The sequence below is a fragment of the Providencia sp. PROV255 genome (assembly GCF_028478065.1).
Lineage (GTDB): Bacteria > Pseudomonadota > Gammaproteobacteria > Enterobacterales > Enterobacteriaceae > Providencia > Providencia rettgeri.
In genome coordinates this window covers 32,211-53,312 of sequence record NZ_JAMPMI010000003.1, presented here as the reverse complement: position 1 = coordinate 53,312, position 21,102 = coordinate 32,211, and the positions used below count along the sequence as shown (strand labels likewise).

The 21,102-nt window shown below is 39.2% G+C and carries 19 protein-coding genes and 1 tRNA gene; 6 read left to right on the top strand and 14 right to left on the bottom strand.

The window, feature by feature from the left end:
• The first annotated feature begins 60 nt into the window (after positions 1-60).
• Positions 61-714, top strand: a complete 654-nt coding sequence (locus PR725_RS01670; protein WP_110731653.1) for a response regulator transcription factor — start codon at positions 61-63, stop codon at positions 712-714.
• On the opposite strand, the gene PR725_RS01665 is transcribed toward PR725_RS01670, so the two are convergent.
• The 12 genes from PR725_RS01665 to aspA form a co-directional block, all read right to left on the bottom strand.
• Complete coding sequence (locus PR725_RS01665; protein ID WP_226538027.1) at positions 692-3,895, bottom strand: ATP-binding protein; 3,204 nt, start codon at positions 3,893-3,895, stop codon at positions 692-694. The genes PR725_RS01670 and PR725_RS01665 overlap by 23 nt on opposite strands.
• Positions 3,896-3,985: 90 nt before the next feature.
• Positions 3,986-4,327, bottom strand: a complete 342-nt coding sequence (locus PR725_RS01660) for a helix-turn-helix domain-containing protein (protein ID WP_109912631.1) — start codon at positions 4,325-4,327, stop codon at positions 3,986-3,988.
• Positions 4,328-5,272: 945 nt separating this feature from the next.
• On the bottom strand, positions 5,273-6,070 hold the full coding sequence (locus tag PR725_RS01655; protein ID WP_272567299.1) for a hypothetical protein: 798 nt from the start codon (positions 6,068-6,070) through the stop codon (positions 5,273-5,275).
• A 20-nt stretch (positions 6,071-6,090) separates the two neighbouring features.
• Positions 6,091-6,432, bottom strand: a complete 342-nt coding sequence (locus PR725_RS01650; protein WP_272567297.1) for a hypothetical protein — start codon at positions 6,430-6,432, stop codon at positions 6,091-6,093.
• The gene (locus PR725_RS01645; RefSeq protein ID WP_272567295.1) at positions 6,429-6,998 is read right to left on the bottom strand and encodes a recombinase family protein; all 570 of its coding nucleotides are present in this window, start codon (positions 6,996-6,998) and stop codon (positions 6,429-6,431) included. Before PR725_RS01645 ends, PR725_RS01650 begins: the two co-directional genes overlap by 4 nt.
• 602 nt (positions 6,999-7,600) lie before the next feature.
• A complete protein-coding gene (locus PR725_RS01640) occupies positions 7,601-8,506 on the bottom strand; it encodes a hypothetical protein (protein ID WP_272516744.1) in 906 nt (301 codons plus the stop codon).
• Positions 8,506-10,182 carry a site-specific integrase gene (locus PR725_RS01635; protein WP_272567293.1) on the bottom strand — a complete coding sequence of 559 codons (1,677 nt, stop codon included), beginning with the start codon at positions 10,180-10,182 and terminating at the stop codon, positions 8,506-8,508. The genes PR725_RS01640 and PR725_RS01635 overlap by 1 nt, the downstream gene beginning before the upstream one ends.
• Before the next feature lie 130 nt (positions 10,183-10,312).
• A tRNA-Phe gene (locus PR725_RS01630) sits at positions 10,313-10,388 on the bottom strand.
• Between the two features lie 126 nt (positions 10,389-10,514).
• On the bottom strand, positions 10,515-11,087 hold the full coding sequence (dicD, locus tag PR725_RS01625; protein WP_411268619.1) for a division control transcriptional repressor DicD: 573 nt from the start codon (positions 11,085-11,087) through the stop codon (positions 10,515-10,517).
• 220 nt (positions 11,088-11,307) lie between these two features.
• Complete coding sequence (locus tag PR725_RS01620; protein WP_004908080.1) at positions 11,308-11,601, bottom strand: helix-turn-helix domain-containing protein; 294 nt, start codon at positions 11,599-11,601, stop codon at positions 11,308-11,310.
• Between the two features lie 634 nt (positions 11,602-12,235).
• Complete coding sequence (locus PR725_RS01615; protein ID WP_004258703.1) at positions 12,236-13,558, bottom strand: anaerobic C4-dicarboxylate transporter; 1,323 nt, start codon at positions 13,556-13,558, stop codon at positions 12,236-12,238.
• A gap of 144 nt (positions 13,559-13,702) precedes the next feature.
• Positions 13,703-15,127: an aspartate ammonia-lyase gene (gene aspA / locus PR725_RS01610; protein WP_004908081.1), complete on the bottom strand. Its 1,425-nt coding sequence runs from the start codon at positions 15,125-15,127 to the stop codon at positions 13,703-13,705.
• Positions 15,128-15,563: 436 nt separating this feature from the next.
• Between aspA and PR725_RS01605 the strand changes: the two genes are divergently transcribed.
• From PR725_RS01605 to PR725_RS01590, 4 genes are all read left to right on the top strand, one after another.
• The gene (locus PR725_RS01605) at positions 15,564-16,079 is read left to right on the top strand and encodes an FxsA family protein (RefSeq protein ID WP_004908083.1); all 516 of its coding nucleotides are present in this window, start codon (positions 15,564-15,566) and stop codon (positions 16,077-16,079) included.
• Positions 16,080-16,242: 163 nt separating this feature from the next.
• The gene (locus PR725_RS01600; protein WP_004908085.1) at positions 16,243-16,536 is read left to right on the top strand and encodes a co-chaperone GroES; all 294 of its coding nucleotides are present in this window, start codon (positions 16,243-16,245) and stop codon (positions 16,534-16,536) included.
• 51 nt (positions 16,537-16,587) lie between these two features.
• Complete coding sequence (gene groL, locus PR725_RS01595; RefSeq protein WP_109911639.1) at positions 16,588-18,231, top strand: chaperonin GroEL; 1,644 nt, start codon at positions 16,588-16,590, stop codon at positions 18,229-18,231.
• Between the two features lie 418 nt (positions 18,232-18,649).
• Positions 18,650-18,994 (top strand): DUF4156 domain-containing protein, encoded by a 345-nt coding sequence (locus PR725_RS01590; RefSeq protein WP_004908089.1) that lies wholly within the window; start codon positions 18,650-18,652, stop codon positions 18,992-18,994.
• Between the two features lie 44 nt (positions 18,995-19,038).
• Here PR725_RS01590 and epmB read toward each other — a convergent pair whose 3' ends face one another.
• Entirely contained in the window at positions 19,039-20,067 is a 1,029-nt protein-coding gene (gene epmB, locus PR725_RS01585; protein WP_004908091.1) for an EF-P beta-lysylation protein EpmB, read from the bottom strand.
• A gap of 43 nt (positions 20,068-20,110) precedes the next feature.
• Here epmB and efp point away from each other — a divergent pair, with 43 nt between their 5' ends.
• Complete coding sequence (gene efp / locus PR725_RS01580; RefSeq protein ID WP_004258667.1) at positions 20,111-20,677, top strand: elongation factor P; 567 nt, start codon at positions 20,111-20,113, stop codon at positions 20,675-20,677.
• 78 nt (positions 20,678-20,755) lie between these two features.
• Here efp and PR725_RS01575 read toward each other — a convergent pair whose 3' ends face one another.
• Positions 20,756-20,953 carry a YbdD/YjiX family protein gene (locus PR725_RS01575; protein WP_004908094.1) on the bottom strand — a complete coding sequence of 66 codons (198 nt, stop codon included), beginning with the start codon at positions 20,951-20,953 and terminating at the stop codon, positions 20,756-20,758.
• Positions 20,954-21,102: the final 149 nt, after the last annotated feature.

The following is a 21,102-nucleotide window of genomic DNA, read 5'->3' as shown; positions in this document are numbered from 1 at the left end:
TTGACATTTTTTCTATGGTGTTATATTGAATATACATATTCTGATGCTGAGTATTATTAAATGAAAAAACTCAAATTAGTATTAGTTGATGATCATCCCATTGTGCTTTCAGGTTTGAAAGATACACTTTCTCAATCAATGAATTTAGAAATTTTAGGTGCCTACACTCAGGATGCTGAACTATTTTCTTTTTTGAAAAAAAATGAGGTTGATGTGATCGTAACTGATTATATGATGCCTAATAATACCCAATCTAGCGATGGCCAGAATTATATTCAATTTTTACGTCGTCAATACCCAAATATTGCTGTGATTGTATTAACGATGGTTTCTAACCCAATGATTATACAAATGTTATATGATTCAGGGGTGAGCGCGGTGGTGTCAAAAGAGGCACCATTAAGCGACCTGATGAAGGCTATCACATTAGCGGGGCAAGGCCGCCAATATCGTATTCCTGTTGCAGATATGACAACGACATTAAAAAGCCGTAATGCGATAACATTAAATGATAGGGTAAAGACATTATCACCTCGTGAACTTGAGGTATTGCGACTTTTTGTTCAAGGTAAGCCTATTGTTGATATTGCTAAGCAATTAAACCGCAGTGATAAAACTATCAGCTTACAGAAAAATGCCGCAATGCGTAAATTGGGTGTTGATAATAATCAAGCGTTAATCAGTTATTGCCTTACACACCATTTATTTGACTGATTTTTTTTATCCAATTAGCTAATTGATTGCAAATATTCTGGTTAACCTGAGTATCAATGTGTGTTGATGCCTGTGAATCTAATGTTGCCTCAAACTCACGAAGCTCATTAGCTAATTCACGTTGTTCAACACTAATTAATGCGCCACGGATACGGTGGGATAACTGCTTTATTTCATCAGTATTATTATCTTCGACAGCTCGGCAAAATTGAGCAATATCGGTAATAAAATGATGAATAATTTTTTCTCTATCCTCTCCATTTAGTGGGTTAATCATTTTTAGGGTTGCCGTTTCTAAAGTTGAGGAGGAGTAAATCGGGAATAAACGGTTGAATAATTGAATTAAGGTTTCTAGCTCTATAGGTTTTACAAGCCATGAATCCATTCCAGATTCTAGACATCGCTCTTCTTCTTCTTTTAATCCATTCGCAGTAACACCAATAATTGGACATGTTTCGCCTTCACTGCGTAGCTGTTGTGCAAGCTCATAACCATTACGATAAGGCATATTAACGTCTGTAAGGATGATATCGACAATTTCGTTATCCCAAATTACCAATGCTTCTTCACCATCATTGGCAATAAATACCTTACAACCGAGTAATTCAAGCTGCTCTTGTAGAACAACTTGGTTAATGGGGTTATCTTCAGCAATTAAAACGCGAAGCGGATATTTATGCATATGAGTTTGTATACGAGATGTTGGACAAATAAGGGGTAACTGTTCTTTATTATTTTGTAGTAAGAATAACTGCTGATTTAATTCGGATAGTCGAAAATTCATCTCAGGGCTTACCCATTGTTGTCCATCCCAATGAGTCGGCAGAGGAAACGATGGAATTAATATGCCGACAGCAATAACGGATGAGGTATCTATGGGGAGGCTATTTTCTGTGAAATAAACATTAGCCCCCCACCGTTTTAGCCATTGCGTTATATTTTCAGTCAATAATGGGTTTGGGGTTTGTAACCATATATTGGTGTTTTTTAGCGGCAGCCAATGTGGTTGCTGTATATCGAGAGCTAAAGGTAGTGTTACGAGAAACGAGCTACCAACCCCAGTTTCACTTTGTAAGCTTATTTGCCCATCCATCAATTTGATAAGTTTAGAGCAAATAAATAGGCCTAAGCCAGTACCGCCATAGGCATGAATTTCTGAATGAGCTTGATAAAATGGCTCAAATAATTTTATTTGTTGTTCAGGGCTAATTCCAACACCGGTATCACTGACACGTATTAATATATTATTATTACTTCTTTTAAGTTCAATAGTAACCGTACCCTTGTGGGTAAATTTAATTGCATTACTGAGTAAATTACCTAAGATTTGTTGCAGTCTAGCAGAGTCACCAATTCTATTTGCTTGTACACTTGGGTCAATAGTAGCAAATAGGAGTAACCCTTTTTGCTGAGCAATACCTTGATATAGTTGAACAGTTTGTTGTACTAACTCTAATAAATCAAATGGCTGATTATGGATTTGAATTTGATTAGCTTCTATTTTACTAATATCTAAAATATCGCCAATTAATTGCATAAGTAATTGGGACGTTGTTGATATTCTCTCAATAAAATGAGCTTGTTGAGATGAAAGAGAAGTATTTGCGAGTAATTCTAACGTGCCGATTAGGCCATAAAGTGGGGTTCGTATTTCATGGCTCATTGTTGCTAAAAATGTTGATTTAGCTCGGTTGGCTTCTTCTGCAAGCCGCTTAGCATCATCAAGTTGTTTTTCAGTTTCTGCTTGGATGGTAATATCAGTAAATGCACATAAAATAACAGGACGCTGTTGGTAATAAGTTGCTGTACTCACAACATAGAGGACATGCTCCCCTGATTTTAAAGTTGTTTTAACGTGTTCTGTGTCAGAAAGAACCTTGATGAGTAATTCATTATATTCATTTGAGTCGTGGGGGGGTGCTGTATTGGTTATTTTTAGCCAGTAACGAGCTAACTCATTCGCGAAGCGTAACTGCTGGGTTTCTTTATCTATTACACATAAGCCGATAGGTGTTGTTGCGATAAGCGCTTGGTTGAATGCTTCATTTTCTAAAATGGCTTGTTGGGAGTCTATTGCAGGTTGTAAGATTTTTCGCTGGTACCAGCGGTGGTATCCCCATCCACAAAATAAACTAAAGAAAAGTGCAATAACTAAGCTGATAGGAAACCACAGGTTGTCTTCAAAAAAAGCAGCATAACTAATTCTATAATATCCAGTCCATTCGTCAGTTTTAGATGAAAGCTTAAGAACTAGGCCATCTTTGGTATAAAAAATACCTTCTAATGCTTCTTCCTCAGGCGCTTGGGTTGTGCCAAGTAACTGACCATATTTTGTATGAATTAGCCAAAATTGATGTGTGAGTGTGGGGTTTAACATTCGTTCCAGCACACTTAACCTAGCTTGGCTTAACATACTGACCGCATAAATATTTTTAGGGGAAATATGAGCATTTTGCCATAAATGTTCATCAAAACCGGCTGGAATAATCCCGATGAGAATATTATCAAAAGGCACTGGGCGTAGCCAAATAATTTGTTTTAAGTCAGTCGGTTGCGATTCTGAAAACTGGGCATGGATAGCAGGTAAATTTTTCCTGACGTTATCAATAACGGAATAATATAAATTTGGAGATATCGATTCATTTCCTAACACAGTGCCAACAGAAGGCACACTAATACTAATTTGGTCGTGCTCATTGACAAAAAATACAGCGGCTGCTGGGAAATAGGATCCCCCCCAAAACGTGGAATAATAATCAGCTAAATAAGCCCCCAGAGAAAATAATATGCTGGGCACTTTGGTGCATTCTAAACTTTTATCACAAGCTAGCGTGAATGGCATTGCGACTAAAGATTCTTTACCTTCGAGTAGGTGTAATGATAGTTTGGTTGGTAGTGATTGCTCTTGTATTGCATAAGTTCGGCTTTCAACTAGCTCTGATAGGTCTTGGTTTTGCTTATTTAACGATCTTAAAAATTTCTCTTGCTCATTGATATAGCCTATTAGTGACCTAAAATCGACTTCTAACCGCTTAGTTTCTTGTTGGACAATGCGTTCTGCGCTCCAAAATAATGTTGCTATTAGGATAAACAACAGAGGGAAGGCGACAGTGAGTATGCTGTTTGTGCGTCCTGATGTGCGAGTTATCCTTGAAAATGCAGTCGGAGAAGGGGTAGGCATAGTGCTGTTCTCATCGATTATAGGCAAACTCCATAATTTTCATAATAATATAAAATAAACAAATTAAACAATATTTCTTTATGTCAAAGGTTAGACAATTGCTGAATTATAATAGTCTTTCAAATCATCTAATTCCCAACCAAAACCATTTAAATTAGTGATATGGTGTGAAAGTTTCGGATGATGGCTAACGATATAGAATAGCCTATGGTAAAAATCTGGGAAGTTAATACCGAGTATAAGAATAAATTTAAACAATACATCTACGGTTAATGCATTCTCACCTCGTTCATAACGGGATAATTGCTGTTGGCTAATACCTAGCTCTTTTGCAATGCTCTCACCGCTAACACCTAACTCTTGTCGGTATTCTTGTAGGCATTTACCAACTAGCTGGCTGATATAATAAGTTGTATTTTTTTTCTTTTTCATGTGGAAACTTGACCCTAGTATCATTGATTCATAAAACTATGTTTATCTTTAAGAGTAAATTATGGCAAAAATAAAATTTTAGAATATAAGGTATTCCTTAATTAAAAATAATATTAAGTCACTTATTTCAGATTCATATGCAGAGTCTTATTTTAAACATATAGTTTTTTCTTTTTATTTTTGAGAGCTATTTTTATTATTTAACAGTATGTTAAGCATTGGCTGTGAATTGCTCGGTAAGGTTTAGTTGACTTTATTGCATTAAGGCTTGGTTACATTCTCATTACAAATTATTATTATTTATTGTTTAATATTGTATTTGATTATTTTTTTAGCTCAATAGATGGGAATAAAAAATGATATTATGGTTTTTTAATGGTTTATTTGAATAACTATTAATATAAAAACTTATTTTTAGGTTCCTAAATGAGACAATAGGCCAGCAAATACACGTAATAAGAGTGATTAATGGCCGTTTAATGGATGAAATGAGAAAAGGGTGAGAATAATAATCTAGTTATAAGCCCTAGCGTTTGGTTTTTTCCTGTTCCTCCCTAATTATTTGGCATAAGTTAAGTTAATTAACTTTGGCTTGTGGTTATTTTTATATCTATATTCTGTTTATAGGCTTATTACTCATAGCTTGCAAACAGAGAGCATAGAGAAATAGGTGTTTAGAGGAGAGTAAAGGCCATTCCGTGTCTTTAGCCTAGTTAGCTAAGTATGAGTGTTTGAAAATACAAAAGCAAAAACCCGCCTTTTGGGCGGGTTCTTTAAATAGTGGTGCCCGGACTCGGAATCGAACCAAGGATACGCTTTCTATACTGATTTTTTATTGGTTTTCAATCAGTTATTTTTTCGCTTCGAGGTCAATGTACCATTATTATGTACCATTTTTCAAGGTTTTTTCGACCAGTTTAGGAACCAAACTGGTCTCTATGTTGGCTATGAATTCATCACCATGGCTTTGATATTGGCTATGTCTTCATTAGTTAACACATTTTGCTGTTTTAGCTTAGCAATTTCAGCAAGAAATGTCAGGTGATCGCCATCTATGCTCTTGCCAGTAATGCTTTTGATTAATTCGCCTTTCTGGTGGTTAAATTCTTCTTCACTCAACATGTCAGCATTCCTTAGCGAGGTCAGCTTTGTTAGTGTTGATATGAATTCCTCTGTATTCATTTGGTTATGTATGACTTGTTTTTTCATATATTGATGAGACGCGACAGTAGAACCTATAACCGAAGCGATGATAGCAATAAAGCTAGTGCCTTGATTATATGGGGAAATAATGGCTGGTATAGGAATTACAAAGGGATAACTTACTACCAGAAGAATGATAATTGAGATAACAACAGCATAGGGATTACTCATTATCTTGTTTTTACTTAAGAGTAATGATAATCCAGATCCCAGACATGCAGGTGTCATGACTGTTAGAATGTATAGCCAAGGCAGGTGTTGATTCCACATGTAAATTATCGGAGAAAATAACCCTAGAGCTACGAGCGGAGCCGCTGATGGTATTTTTTGAGCTTTTTCCATTAGAGCAAAGAAGCTTCCATAAGCTAGTATAGCTATACCGACCAGTAGAACCAGTCTAGCAATGACTATTTCTTGTAGTCCTGAATTGGAGTATCGTAAATCAACGACATACAGCCCAATAACATCTCGAACAAAGAAAACCGAGCCAATAGAAAGTATACATCCTACAATAACCCATAGTATTGAAGATTTTATCATGTCCTAATTCCTTGGTGATTTCACTGTTTAGTGGCTTTTGTTGATACACATGGAATCCAACGACCATCTGAAGCTAGCATGAATTCTGACCTACCTTCTTGCATATAGTTTTTAATTAGAAGTTTCAAATAGTGTCTACCGTCAGAGAATACAGCTATGGCTGCGTTTTCAACTCCAGTGTAATGGCTGAATGGAAGCGGAGGAGTGCCTTCATATGATAGCGTAGACAGTTTAGGGTTATCATTTGTTACTAGTGTCATTCGTGCATTGTCTGTGCATAGCAACTCAATTGTTGCATTAACAGCTAAGCTGTTGGGGGCATACAGCCCCACGAGTATTAGCATGGTTATTAGGTATCTCATTGTTTATTTTCCAGTAAATCAGGACGGTTTGTCCTGATGATGCGGTAAATGCTTGTTATTCCAACGCCTAATTGACGGGATATGGCGGGTTTGGTTAACCCTTGTTCAAGCAACTCAATAATTTCATCGGTTTTCTCTCTGGCTGTGGGCTTCCGTCCTTTGTACCTCCCTTTTAGTTTCGCCAGTGCTATACCTTCGGCTTGGCGTTCAAGCATGATTTCACGTTCGAAGGTTGCAATTGCTCCAATCATGGTTAGCATGAGTTTGCCCGTAGGCGTTCCTGTATCGATCCCTAGGTTCATTATCTGTAACCGGACGTGTTTGGCATCCAAGTACTCGGAGATCTCCAGCAGGTGCTTTGTGTTGCGTGCTAGGCGGTCTAACTTAGTAACTTTGACTGTGTCACCGTCACGCACGTATTCCAGCATTGCTGTAAGCTCAGGGCGGTCATCTTTCGCACCGCTGATGATTTCTTTAAAAACCTTCTCGCAGTCCTGTAAAGCGTTGAGCTGAGCGTCAAGGCTTTGACCACGGGTTGATACTCTGGCGTATCCGATAATTGCCATTGTTGTTCTCCATTCGACCCAATAGACCATGCTAAGCTGTACGACAGACCAAATATGCCGTATTGGCTCTGTGGTAGGCTTTCAAGCTGCATTTTGCTGTTTGTTTAGATGCGTGCCCTTGATGCATGAGCAGTGGTAGGGGAAAAGTATTAGATATTTGCGTTAGTTGAACAGTAATCAGTAAACGCTTGAAAGGTTGCTGTAAGAAAGGTTATCACTGCTTGTTTTACTGCTTGAAGTAGTATAGTCCAAACCATTTGTAGTCCCCATGACCTATAATTAGTTGAATCGTACATAATTTAACCTTGGTTGTGTGAATGTACTTTTCTTGTACCTTTATTGGTTAATTTTGTTGAAAGCTTCATTGTTTTTTTCGTTGGGAACGCTTGTGGCTGTGCAATTTTGGAGGAGAGAGAATCTTAGTGAATAGCTTGATGCCATCAACCGAATCTAAGGAAAGCATATACTTAAGAATGGGAAAATGAGTATATAATATAGATAGGGGGGTAGTTGACTATATAGCCTATATGTTTCAGTTGTAGATGTGTTGAAACGTAGAATTTTGAAGAAAGCCGCATAATGGCGGCGATCTCTTGTTATATTTAACTACGACATCTACGGTTTAGTGTTGACTGGCTTAGACTGACACTTCTTCCCCCTGAGTATTCAATTTGCAACCGATGAAGGATATCTTTGATTTCCTTCATTCGTTGTTTTGGGGAGTGGAGTAAGAAAGCGTATGGGTTATGATTGATATCATAGGCTTTTTTTGAGGATTCACTAGTGATTTTTAACCTTGATGTCGAACGTGATTCTACAGCGTAGCAGATACATTTTGCATAGAAGGTTGATAGGCTGCAAATTTCTTTTGTTTGCCTTACCGCATTTAGCCAGATGTCAGATTCGCTATGTTTGACCCGAAAATAAGTCATTTCAGGGTGATTTTGTTTAAACCAGCGGTCTCTTCTGGGGTCATTGAGTAGATAGTATGCTTTTTTGTCGTGAGCATCTTCATCAAACTCAATGACAAACTCATAAAAATCATCAGTTACTAGCTTGATATGGATATCGGTACGGTATCGCCCTATGACTTTTTGAGGTGTAATCGTACATGTGCCTTCATTAGGATAAATTTCATGAAGAACTTCAGTTAGCTGAGCACAAAACGCATCTTCGAATTTAGAGCGATACGCTTTGATTGGAAGGTATGTTTGCGTACGCTCTTCTATCTTTTCTATCGCCTTCTGATATCGACCATTTTGAGTGCTATATGTGAGTAAGACTAACGCTTCTATAGCAGTCACGGTATCATCTGACGTTAAATGGTCGAAAATTTCAGGGCGACATAGCTGTTTAATCTCGTCTGGAGCCTTAGCTGCCTGCTTTCGAAGTCTATTAATCCACTGTTGTGGGCGTTGTCTATTGAGTTCAACATACTGATAGAGATTTCTAATCTTTATTTCACCATCACAGAAGATAGGAGGGTATCTTAAATAGCCTTGTCGCATTAGTTATTTCTCCCATTCCAGATGTTAAGGGGAGAAAGGTTAAGCTTTGGCGTTCTATCAATAAGTTCTTTCTTAATTGGTGTAGTATAAGCACCGTATCCTCGTCCTACTGAGCCTTGAGCATGCCCTGTAATGCTATTCTGGACATCTTCCCTCTCTCCACGATTACGGCAGTATGTAATGAATGTATGCCTAAAGCTATGCGTTGGCTTGATATCAGGATTATCTATCCCATGTTTACGGATGTATTGACCGAACCAACGAATAAAGTTGTAAGAGTACTTACCCGCAGAATTGCGTTGACCCGAAAATAGGTAATTCTCCCGACTGTTAACGTAATCCATAAAGCCGAGTTCGATTAGATGGTCATGCAAGGGGATTATGCGAGTATTACCGGTTTTAACTGACTGGTTTTCCCCCATTTCAACCTGAATACAAGGGATGCCATTATCTTCAATGATATTCTGTTTATATAGCTGGCAGATTTCCTCAACTCGGGCACCAGTGTAATACAGGATGATAGGAACCCAATATGCCATTGCGCCATGAGGTGATTCCTCCCCTGCAAATAGAGGGAGATTGAAAATGGAAGTTACTTCACTTTCACTAAAGGCGTAATGGTTATTATTAGAACGCTGACGTTTTTTCTTGGGGATCTCAGATATTGGATTTGCTTGTAGTAAACCATTTTCAACGGCAACACGGAATATGGCTGATAATGCCATTAATAAATTTCTCACGCGTTGAGGACTAAGCTTATCACCTGTGAGTTCAGCTTGTTGTTGTAGCGTTAGCTTTTTAGTTGCCTTTGTTGGGCGAAGAGGTTGCATCTCCATTAAAGAGCGAAACTTCATGATGTCTTCTTTAGAAATTGCTTCGATGGGTTTTAACCCAATGAATTCACTAAAGCGATTAGCCGCAGTGGAGTATTCCTTGATTCGTTTTTCAGCTCTGTTTGGCTCATCTCTGAAAATTTGCTTTTTATATTCTTCAAATAGCTCACTAAATGATATTGAGGTTGTGCTTTCTTCCTGTATTTCAGTCGCTTTATACTCAGGAAAGATGCCCACCACCAGCATTTCTACTGCTTGGTTTCTATAGTCAGCTAATCGCCATGCTAACTTGATTCTCCATCTTGGTGTCAGTTCTACGGGGAAAAACTCTATTGCCTCTGCCAGTTCGTTTTTAACTAGCTGTAGGATTTCAATATCGAGTTGTTCTGATTTAATCGATGGGTATGGATCTGATAATCCCAGCATTACGCTGATATCTGGAGGGGTGTAGCTAGTACTTATGTTATTTTTTTGTCTTAAGTACTCAACAATTGTTCTACTTTCAATCGTAAGGTCTAAACCATGAGGGTAATCGAATAGATAGCGTTCTTTGATGAGCTCCGGCTTGGAAAGGATAAAAGTCGACCAGACGGATGCAATACGTTCGATATCATCATCTGTGACGGACTGTTCAGCTTTGAGGGTTTTTCTAGCGTGCTCTATTTCAGCTTGCATTAAGGCAGTAACGGCTGGAGCTCTAAGTTTTGCTTCTGCAAGATCTTTAGTTTTTAGTGAACGCTTAATCTCACCTTTTCCAAGCGTGTCTTGAAGTTCGGCAGGGACTGCCATTCTGAGGGTGTAAACCCCGTGTCGGTTCTTAGTTGGCTGTATCATCGTACTCATGAATGTACCACCATTCTGTACCACCGTGAAGCGATTACGGTGATGGGTGAAAGATGAAATTCACTGATGAACCAATAAGTTAATGATATAGAAAGCAAAAACCCCCGCCGAAGCGAGGGTTATAAATGCGTGGTGCCCGGACTCGGAATCGAACCAAGGACACGGGGATTTTCAATCCCCTGCTCTACCGACTGAGCTATCCGGGCAACGGGGCGCATTAAACCGTATTCAGCCGTTTGCGTCAATGCATTTTTAATAAAAAAACACTTTTTTTTACTGAGTGTTTTCTTTTTCAACAAAAGGTGTGTGTTTAGTATGCGTTAATTGGTTTTTTAGCTTAACGCTCCTTTTTTACGGCACAGTGCGATTGTCAGGATATCCTCAGAAAGGTGTTGTGCAATCTCGACATCTTGAATGTCCCTTTGTACTAATAAGCGGTTTAAACAGCCTTCGAGCACTAACTCCATTTGGTTAGCAACTAATTCCGAGTCTTCAATATCTAGCTCATCTAATAGGCTTTTTGTGAAATGAAACGAATTATCTTTTTGTAGGCGGCTTAATTGGTGGATAGGGTGTTCTGCATCTGGATAATAATTACATGCAGAAATGAATAAACAGCCCGGAAAACGCCCTTCACTGACTTTTTCAGACAATTGTTGGTAACGAGCCATTAATTTTTGTTGCGGGTTTAGGGATTCATCTAGCAAGGTTTGGCGCTGCCATACTTCAATTTGCTGGCTATGATAGCGCAAGCAATCATAAACAAGAGCTTCATCGTCTGGCCAAAACTGCCGAATAGTAGAGAAATCAGATTCAATTTCGCTGAGTAAATTTTCTGTAGATGCGGATAACCCTTGGATTTCCAATTGATTTAACGCATGACTTAAAATAATTTCACGTTGGATAGGCATTGTTAACTCCATCACAATAATGTCTGATTTTTCTCCATCATAACAATGTTCAATTGTGAATTATAGCGGTTTGCAGTGCTATCATGAGGCGCCGTTTCTGAGGTGAAATAAAATCAAATAAGAAATTGAATGGGTATTTTAAAGTGGGGAGTTTTAAGCACACAGGAGGGGGAAGAACCCCCCTGGAACGAACTTCATGGGTTTATATCGGGCTTTAATTGATCAATTTAGCTTCTAACGCTGCATCGATATAGTAATACTGAAAGACTTTTTTCATAAAGTCATCGATGTCATGTTTTCGCAATTCGAGAGCTTGTAAAATGTCCAAAAGACCTTGGATAGTAATGGCATTTTTACCTCTTTCATAACGGGAAACTTGCTGCTGGCTGATTCTTAGGCGAGAAGCTAATTGTGCACCAGTTAAACCAACCACTTTTCTGCGGTGCTTTAAAAAGGTTCCAATATAAACGGTTACATTTGTGTTTTTATTTCGTTGAGTATTTAGCATACCTCCTCCAAATATATAAATTTTGTTAAAATAAATTATTTTTGCTATTGAAAAGTTCTTGATATTTAATTCGTATTACTCCGAGTAATTAAATTATCATTATCAGATTTTTCGGGTGTTATTAAACAAGGATGAGTTAATGATTACCAATATTTATGGCGGATTGATTTTAAATTTTTGATAGATTATTTCTATCTTTGGTGCCTTCAATTCATGTGTCAAGAAAGATGGCTTAGCATTACTACCTATTCAGGAGTAAATATCAGAGCTTTATTCTGATTTTTATTTATTTTTATTTTATTCTTGAATCTATATTCCACCTGGTAATTGTAAGGAAAAAATGAGATAACTTATTATTGCGTAATTGTAGTCATTATTTGTTACAATTATATGTATAGCCTTAATATATATTATTAGAAAAATTCTTATTTTGATTTGTTTATAATCTAAAGTAATATATTTAAATACATATTATTAAAAAATAGTTTGAGTTTTTTATCTAAATGGTTATTGTATTTTTATAATTGCCTACGTGACTTTATATGGGATAACAAAAATAATATGTTATAGGTAGGTATAAAGAACCCGTGCTATTTGCACGGGCCTGTATAAGATTAATTTTAATTAATATAAACTATAGGATCATACCGCCAAATAAGAAGCCGAATGAAACAGCTAATGCGACAGCGATAGTGCCTGGAATAAAGAATGGGTGGTTAAAGACGAATCGGCCAATACGCGTTGTCCCTGTGTCATCCATCTGTACTGCTGCAACCAGTGTTGGGTAGGTAGGCAGAATAAATAGGCCAGAAACCGCAGAGAATGATGCGATAGCAGTTAATGGGCTAACATTCAGCGCTAATGCCATTGGCATCAGAGCTTTCGCTGTTGCGGCTTGTGAGTATAGTAAAGCGGAGCAGAAGAAGAATATAACTGCTAACATCCAAGAATGTTCATGAATTAAATCACCCGCAGTTTCTTTGATCCAGTCAATGTTGTGCTGTACGAAAGTATCACCTAACCAAGCCACACCTAAAATACAAATACATGCGCTCATACCTGCTTTAAAGGTACTTGAGTTCAAGATAGCATCAGTATTTACACGGCAGAAAATAGTGATTAATGTCGCCACAGTCAGCATGATAATCAAAATTGCATTTGTGGTGTTCATTAATGGTGTTTCAACAATCCCTAAGCTTGGGCTGTTAATGATGGCATAGCAGACAACGCCAACAACCCCAAGCAAGAACAGCAGTACAGAAGACTTAGCGCCCGCTTTGATTTCTTTAACTTGGCTACCACGCAGTTCAACTAAACCTTCAGCTAAACGTTTTTGGTAGATAGGGTCATCAGATAATTTAGAGTTAAACGTCCAAGAGATGATGAATGACATCAAAATGATAGCAAGGAATGTCGCAGGTAATAGAACACTTAGAAGCGAAATATAGCTGACTGTGTTACCTGCACCCACCATTGCTGGGTTTTCCATGACGGATGCCATGTAAACCACTGCCGCAGAAATTGGTGATGCTGTAATACCTATCTGTGCTGCAACGACCGCAGTCGATAATGGACGACAAGGTTTCACTCCCTGTTCTTTAGCGACTTCTGCAATAACAGGCAGTGTTGCTAACGAGATATTACCTGTCCCTGCGAAAAGTGTCAGAAAGTAGGTAACAATAGGTGCAAGGATGGTGATGTACTTAGGATTACGACGCAGTAATTTTTCGGTTTGGGCAACTAAATAGTCCAGACCTCCAGCAATTTGCATTGCAGAGATAGCGGCAATAACAGCCATGATAATTGAGATAACGTCAAATGGAATGGTTCCTGGTTTTACGCCAATAGCTGCGAGTACCAGTACACCAAGGCCACCGGCAAAGCCGATACCTATCCCACCTAAACGGGCCCCCAAAAAGATGGCCAGCAGAACAATAATAAATTCTACGGCTAACATAGTGTTTACTCCTCGACAAAATGAAAATTAAAATTATGAAACTGTTATGTTAATTATTTGTGTGTGTATTAATCAAAAAAGGCACGCTTTCTGTTGAGAGGCGTGCCTTTATTTTTAAGTATTATTTATGATAAACATAAATTTTTAGTCATCAAAGCGTTTTGCTTTATAAGCTGGGTGTTTTAAGTTCTCAACAGAGAAAATATCATCCAGTTCTGCTTCAGTCAGTAAACCGCGTTCTAAAACAACTTCGCGTACGCTCTTACCCGTTTCAGCACAGATTTTACCCACGATATCACCATTATGGTGACCAATGAATGGGTTCAGATAAGTGACGATACCGATGGAGTTAAATACAAATGCTTCACAGATTTCTTTGTTCACAGTAATGCCGCTAATACATTTTTCTTGCAGGTTACGACATGCGTTGCTCATCAGAGAGATAGACTCGAACATCGCTTGGCCAATCGCTGGTTCCATTACATTTAATTGTAATTGACCTGCTTCAGCAGCCATCGTTACACAGATATCATTACCAATAACTTTGAAACATGCTTGGTTGACGACTTCAGGAATAACAGGGTTAACTTTTGCTGGCATGATAGACGAACCAGCTTGTAACTCAGGTAAGTTGATTTCTTTAAGGCCAGCACGAGGACCTGAAGATAGCAGACGTAAGTCGTTACAAATTTTAGACAGTTTCATCGCTAGACGTTTTAAGCCTGCATGAACAGTGATGTAAGCACCACAGTCAGAGGTTGCTTCGATTAAGTCTTCTGCTGGAACGCATGGTAAACCAGTTACTTCTGCTAATTTTTTAACTGCAAGTTCTGAGTAACCAGGAGCAGTATTCAGGCCTGTACCAATAGCAGTTGCGCCCAAGTTAACTTCGAGCAGTAATTCAATGCTGCGTTTTAAGTTTTTCTCTTCTTCTTTTAAGAGAGTAGCGAAAGCATGGAATTCTTGGCCGACAGTCATTGGAACGGCATCCTGCAGCTGGGTACGACCCATTTTCAGAATGTCTTTGTATTCTTCAGCTTTAGCTTCAAAGCCTTTTTTCAGGTATTCAACAGACTCAATTAACTTCAATATAGAATTATACACTGCGATACGGAACCCTGTAGGGTATGCATCGTTAGTGGATTGACTTTTGTTCAGGTGGTCATTTGGATTTAAGAATTCATACTCACCTTTTTTATGACCCATCAGTTCAAGACCGATGTTTGCTAGAACCTCGTTGGTATTCATGTTCAGTGATGTGCCCGCACCACCTTGGAATACGTCAACCGGGAATTGGTCCATGCATTTGCCTTCATTTAGAACAACGTCACACGCTTTGATGATGGTATCCGCGATATTACGTGGAATAGTGTGCTGTTCTTTGTTGGCTAAAGCCGCCGCTTTTTTAACCATAACCATGCCACGAATAAATTCTGGGACATCGTTAATGGTGCGGTCGCTGATATAAAAGTTTTCAATCGCACGCAGAGTATGAACACCATAATAGGCATCAGCTGGAACTTCTTTTTTACCTAACAGGTCTTCTTCGATACGAGTATTGTTTGACATGAGAACCTTCTTAATTAGATTACAGTTACTGTCCGTTTATGCGCTTTAAAAATCGATACTTCGTAAAACAAAATTCACAGGTGATTAATATTGCAAAGTAAAACTTTACAAGCAATTAACACCGTCTACTACGTTGTCAGCATTATGATCTACTGATTTATGGGTAGATGATATGCTTTTAATCATCTATTGCCTTGAACCTAGATCACTATATAGTTTGATTTATGCAACAGATTTCACGTTGTGTGATATTCATCACAGATAAGTACCATTAATGAAAAAAATCCGTGAGTTGAAAAGCGTTATATCTGCCCCAATTATTATGGCTATACTAAAGAAAAAAGCGAATATTGATAGTTGTCTCTTAGATGCAGTTCACAAAGGTTTCCCTAGGGGCGTAAAATAATCGATAGCTTATTGAAATAAAGGAGAACTTGTGCGCTGGTTACCACTCATTCTGATATGTATTCTCGTTTACATTGAATCCGTCATTTTTGTGCGGGTTGCATCTGAAGTTGGTGTTTTAATGACGTTAATTTTAGTCGTTTTGACATCCTGCTTAGGTGTGTCACTTGTGAAAAATCAAGGTATGAAAAATGTACTGCAAATCCAACAAAAGTTAGCATCAGGTGAAAGCCCTGCAGCTGAAATGATCAAGAGCGTTGCATTGGTCTTAGCGGGTTTCTTGTTGATTGTGCCTGGGTTCTTTACGGATTTTATTGGTTTACTGTTATTACTACCGCCAATTCAAAAGCTTATTGTAATGCGCTTAATTCCTCATATTCGTTTCTACCAACCAGGTGCTGGTTTTAACCAAACGGGAAATGGCGGCTTTCAACGTGGCGATACTTTTGAGGGGGAATTCCAACGTAAGCAAGACGATCCTTCTTTTACAATCGATAATTCAGATAAAACAGATTCGTCAGATAAAGACGATCGCCCTAAACCATAAAACCATCCTATTTATGGGGAGATAAAAATGAAAAATTTTTTATCTCCCCCCTTGAAGTCCCTCTTCTTCGCCCCAATCTGCTCAAACATGGTACTAGTTTATTTAAGACATGCTGGTATCGTCCTTTTACCTAGTATGGACTTTATTTATAGGAGAACTATTAATGAAAATTCGTCCATTGCATGACCGTGTTATCGTTAAACGTAAAGAAGTTGAATCAAAATCTGCAGGCGGGATCGTTCTGACGGGTACTGCTGCAAGCAAATCAACTCGTGGTGAAGTTCTTGCAGTTGGCAACGGCCGCATCCTCGAAAATGGTGAAATCAAAGCACTGGATGTGAAAGTTGGCGATATCGTAATCTTTAACGATGGTTATGGCGTGAAAGCTGAAAAAATCGACAATGAAGAAGTCCTGATTATGTCCGAAAGTGACATTCTGGCAATTGTTGAAGCGTAATTTTCACTTAAAACTTCTCAACGAACGAAAAGAATTTGAAGGAAAGAGATAATGGCAGCTAAAGACGTTAAATTTGGTAGTGATGCACGTACGAAAATGCTTCGTGGTGTGAATGTTCTGGCAGACGCAGTAAAAGTGACTTTAGGTCCTAAAGGCCGTAACGTAGTTTTAGATAAATCTTTTGGCTCACCAGTTATCACCAAAGATGGTGTTTCAGTTGCTCGTGAAATCGAATTAGAAGACAAATTCGAAAACATGGGCGCACAAATGGTGAAAGAAGTTGCTTCTAAAGCTAACGACGCTGCAGGTGACGGTACTACAACGGCAACTGTACTAGCTCAAGCTATCATTACTGAAGGCTTAAAAGCGGTTGCTGCGGGTATGAATCCAATGGACCTGAAACGCGGTATCGACAAAGCAGTTGTTGCTGCTGTTGAAGAACTGAAAGCACTGTCAGTTCCTTGTTCAGACACTAAATCAATCGCACAGGTTGGTACAATTTCTGCAAACTCCGACGAAACCGTGGGTAAATTAATTGCAGAAGCGATGGATAAAGTCGGTAAAGAAGGCGTTATCACAGTTGAAGAAGGTACTGGTCTGGAAGACGAGCTGGATGTGGTTGAAGGTATGCAATTTGACCGCGGTTACCTGTCTCCTTACTTTATCAACAAACCAGAAACTGGTGCTGTTGAGTTAGAAAACCCATTCATCCTGTTAGTTGACAAAAAAGTTTCTAACATCCGTGAATTACTGCCAGTATTAGAAGGCGTTGCTAAGGCAAGCAAACCACTGTTAATCATCGCTGAAGATGTTGAAGGTGAAGCACTGGCAACTCTGGTTGTTAACACCATGCGTGGTATTGTTAAAGTTGCAGCGGTTAAAGCACCCGGCTTCGGTGACCGTCGTAAAGCAATGCTACAAGATATCGCAATTCTGACCAATGGTACTGTTATCTCTGAAGAGATCGGTATGGAGTTAGAAAAAGCGACATTAGAAGATTTAGGTCAAGCAAAGCGTATCGTTATCAACAAAGACACAACCACTATCATTGATGGTGTGGGTGAAGAGTCTGCGATTGCAAACCGTGTTACTCAAATTCGTCAACAAATCGAAGAATCTTCTTCAGATTACGACCGTGAAAAACTGCAAGAGCGCGTTGCTAAATTAGCAGGCGGTGTCGCAGTAATTAAAGTGGGCGCAGCAACTGAAGTTGAAATGAAAGAAAAACGTGCTCGTGTTGACGATGCTCTGCATGCAACTCGTGCCGCTGTCGAAGAAGGTGTTGTTGCTGGTGGTGGTACTGCACTGGTTCGCGTTGCAGCGAAACTGGAAGCACTGACTGGTGAAAACGAAGAACAAAACGTAGGTATTCGTGTTGCTCTGCGTGCGATGGAAGCGCCAATGCGTCAAATCGTTACTAACGCAGGTGAAGAAGCCTCTGTTGTTGTTAACAACGTGAAAGCAGCAAAAGGTAACGAAGGTTACAACGCGGCGACTGACACTTATGGCGATATGATCGACATGGGTATCTTAGACCCAACTAAAGTAACGCGTTCTGCTCTGCAATTCGCAGCGTCTATCGCAGGTCTGATGATCACAACTGAAGCGATGATCACTGATCTGCCAAAATCAGATGCACCTGACTTAGGTGCTGCTGGTATGGGCGGCATGGGTGGAATGGGCGGTATGATGTAAGCCAGTTGGCGACATCAAGCTCAAGTAGTTACTAACTAGGTTAGGGCTACCCACCATAAGACCGGCATCGTTATATTTCTAGCGGTGCCGGTTTTTTTATTGATTTTTAATTAATAAATAACCATTAATTATTGATGAAGGTAATATATCAAAACAAGATACAATTAATGCGTTATATGATTTATTTTTGCGTCAATGTTGCTTCGCAGGTTATATTTAACGTAAGGTAAGTGGTTTGAATTAGCAAAGAATAGAGCAGGTTCTTGATTAATTTGTGGTAGACTCTATTCGGCTGGTGATGTGCGGCAATTATGACGCTGTATGTTAATCACCTCCTAGATATTTCAATTAGTAGGCTATTGGAACTAAAGAGATTTTCAAACCAGCTGCAAAAACACAATGAAAAATGAGGGAAAACATGCGAATTAAAGTCTTGCTTGGTGCTGCTGCATTATTGCTTTTAGCAGGTTGTTCAACAACAACTAATTTGACTGCGGCAGGCTCACAAGTTCGTTTTGTTGAGAATCAACCTGGAAGTGATTGCCAACTTCTCGGTCAGGTTGCAGGGACTCAAAGCAACTGGTTGAGTGGTGTCAACAATGAATCTAGCTCAATGCGCAGCGCAGCAAATGATTTACGTAATAAAGCAGCGGCGATGGGCGGTAACGTGATTTTTGGTGCATCAAGTCCAAGTGAAACCGTGTTATCTAGCTTCATTCCATTAGATAGCAAAATGGTTGGCCAAGTTTATAAGTGCCCCTAAAATGAATTCATAGCGCCCAAATAATTGTTTGGGCGTTTTGCTTTCTAGTTCTGTCTTAAGTTAAGGTCAAGCAGTGTTTTACTTGGCTCTCCCCCTATTTCCCGAGCGAGCTTAGGTACAAGGTACCCAGAGACCTTACTCAGTAATTGCTGTATCAATTGTCTAGCTTCGGTATCACTCACTAAAAAGTGCGCAGCGCCTTGAACTTTATCTAATACATGTAAGTAATAAGGTAAAATACCTGCATCAAATAAGGCATTACTTAAATTCATCAGAGCCGTCACGTTGTCATTAACTTGGCGCAGTAATACGCTTTGGTTTAATAATGTCACACCTGATAGTTTTAGTTTTTGTATTGCCTTGGTGAATGGCTCGTCAATTTCGTTAGCATGATTAACGTGTGTAACCATAATGACCTGTAACCTAGAGCTAGCAAGACGTTTACAGAGCGTATCTGTAATGCGTTCTGGTATCACCACAGGCAAACGAGTATGAATTCTAAGGCGTTTTATATGAGGAATCGCCTCTAATTGGCTGATGAGCCAATCAAGTTCATGGTCTTTTGCCATCAACGGATCACCACCTGAGAAGATGATTTCATTGAGTTCGGTGTGGTTTTTTATATAATCCACAGCCATCAACCAGTTATTTTTATTTCCTTTGTTGTCTTCGTAAGGAAAATGCCGGCGAAAACAGTAGCGACAGTTGACTGCGCAGCCACCTTTTACCAGCAGTAATGCGCGGTTGTGGTATTTATGCAGTAAACTTGGAATTTCATTATCCTGCTCTTCTAGTGGGTCAGTAGAAAAACCTGGATGTATATCAAACTCTGCTTTTGCAGTTAATACCTGCAATAGCAGAGGGTCTAGTGGATCACCTTTTTTCATGCGGGAAATAAAGGGCACTGGAACGCGTAAAGGAAATAATTTACGTGCCTCACTGCCTTCTTTCGATAAAAGATGATTTTCTAGGTTAAGTATTTGCAGCAATTCATCTGGATTAGTGATTGCTTCAGCAAGTTGTTGTATCCAGACTTCTCTGGATGAGGTATTTTGAGTTACAATATCGACCATTTTTTGGCTATGCCATTTTTAGTTTATAAATTAGAGGATCACCATGGCTACTTATAGTACCAATGAATTCCGCTCAGGTCTTAAAATCATGTTAGATGGCGAGCCTTGTGTCGTTTTAGAAAGTGAATTCGTCAAACCGGGTAAAGGTCAAGCATTCGCACGTGTGCGTATCCGTAAACTGATTTCTAACAAACTGTTGGAAAAAACATTTAAGTCTACTGACTCTGTTGAAGGTGCAGATGTCATGGATATGAACTTAACTTACCTATACAACGACGGTGAGTTCTGGCATTTCATGAACAACGAAACTTTTGAACAGTTAGCAGCGGACGAAAAAACCGTTGGCGATAACGCGAAATGGTTAGTTGACCAAGCAGAATGTATTTTAACACTGTGGGACGGCCGTCCTATCGCGGTAACTCCACCTAACTTTGTTGAGTTAGAAATTACTGATACTGACCCAGGCCTGAAAGGGGATACCGCAGGTACAGGTGGTAAACCTGCAACACTGAGCACTGGCGCAGTGGTTAAGGTTCCTCTGTTTGTTCAGATCGGTGAAGTTATCCGTGTTGATACTCGTTCAGGTGAGTATGTTTCACGCGTAAAATAACGGTTGATCCTATACTGAATCGTTAAAAATAAAAAGCCGTGGTACTCGACCACGGCTTTTTTTGTCTATTTTAAGTGATTAACAGCACTTAAACCCACCTTTGCCACCGTAACGTGCGTCTTGACGCTCTTTGAAAAATTCTTCATAGGTCATAGGCGTTTGGTCAGGGTGTGTTCTTTGCATATGAGCGACATAGTTGTCGTAATCGGGAACGCCAACCATCATTTTTGCCGCTTGGCCTAGGTAGCGGGCCGCTTTTCCCAGTTCTCCAAACATAAATCCTCGTCATATTTTGTGTTGTAGCGGTGTTGGCTTCACTTGTTAACCCTAGTCACATACTGTTATGTATGCTCCTATTTTCTCCTTCATACTTCACGCTGTTGCTGCGTTGGCTTCATTCGCTAACCCTAGTCACATACTGGAGT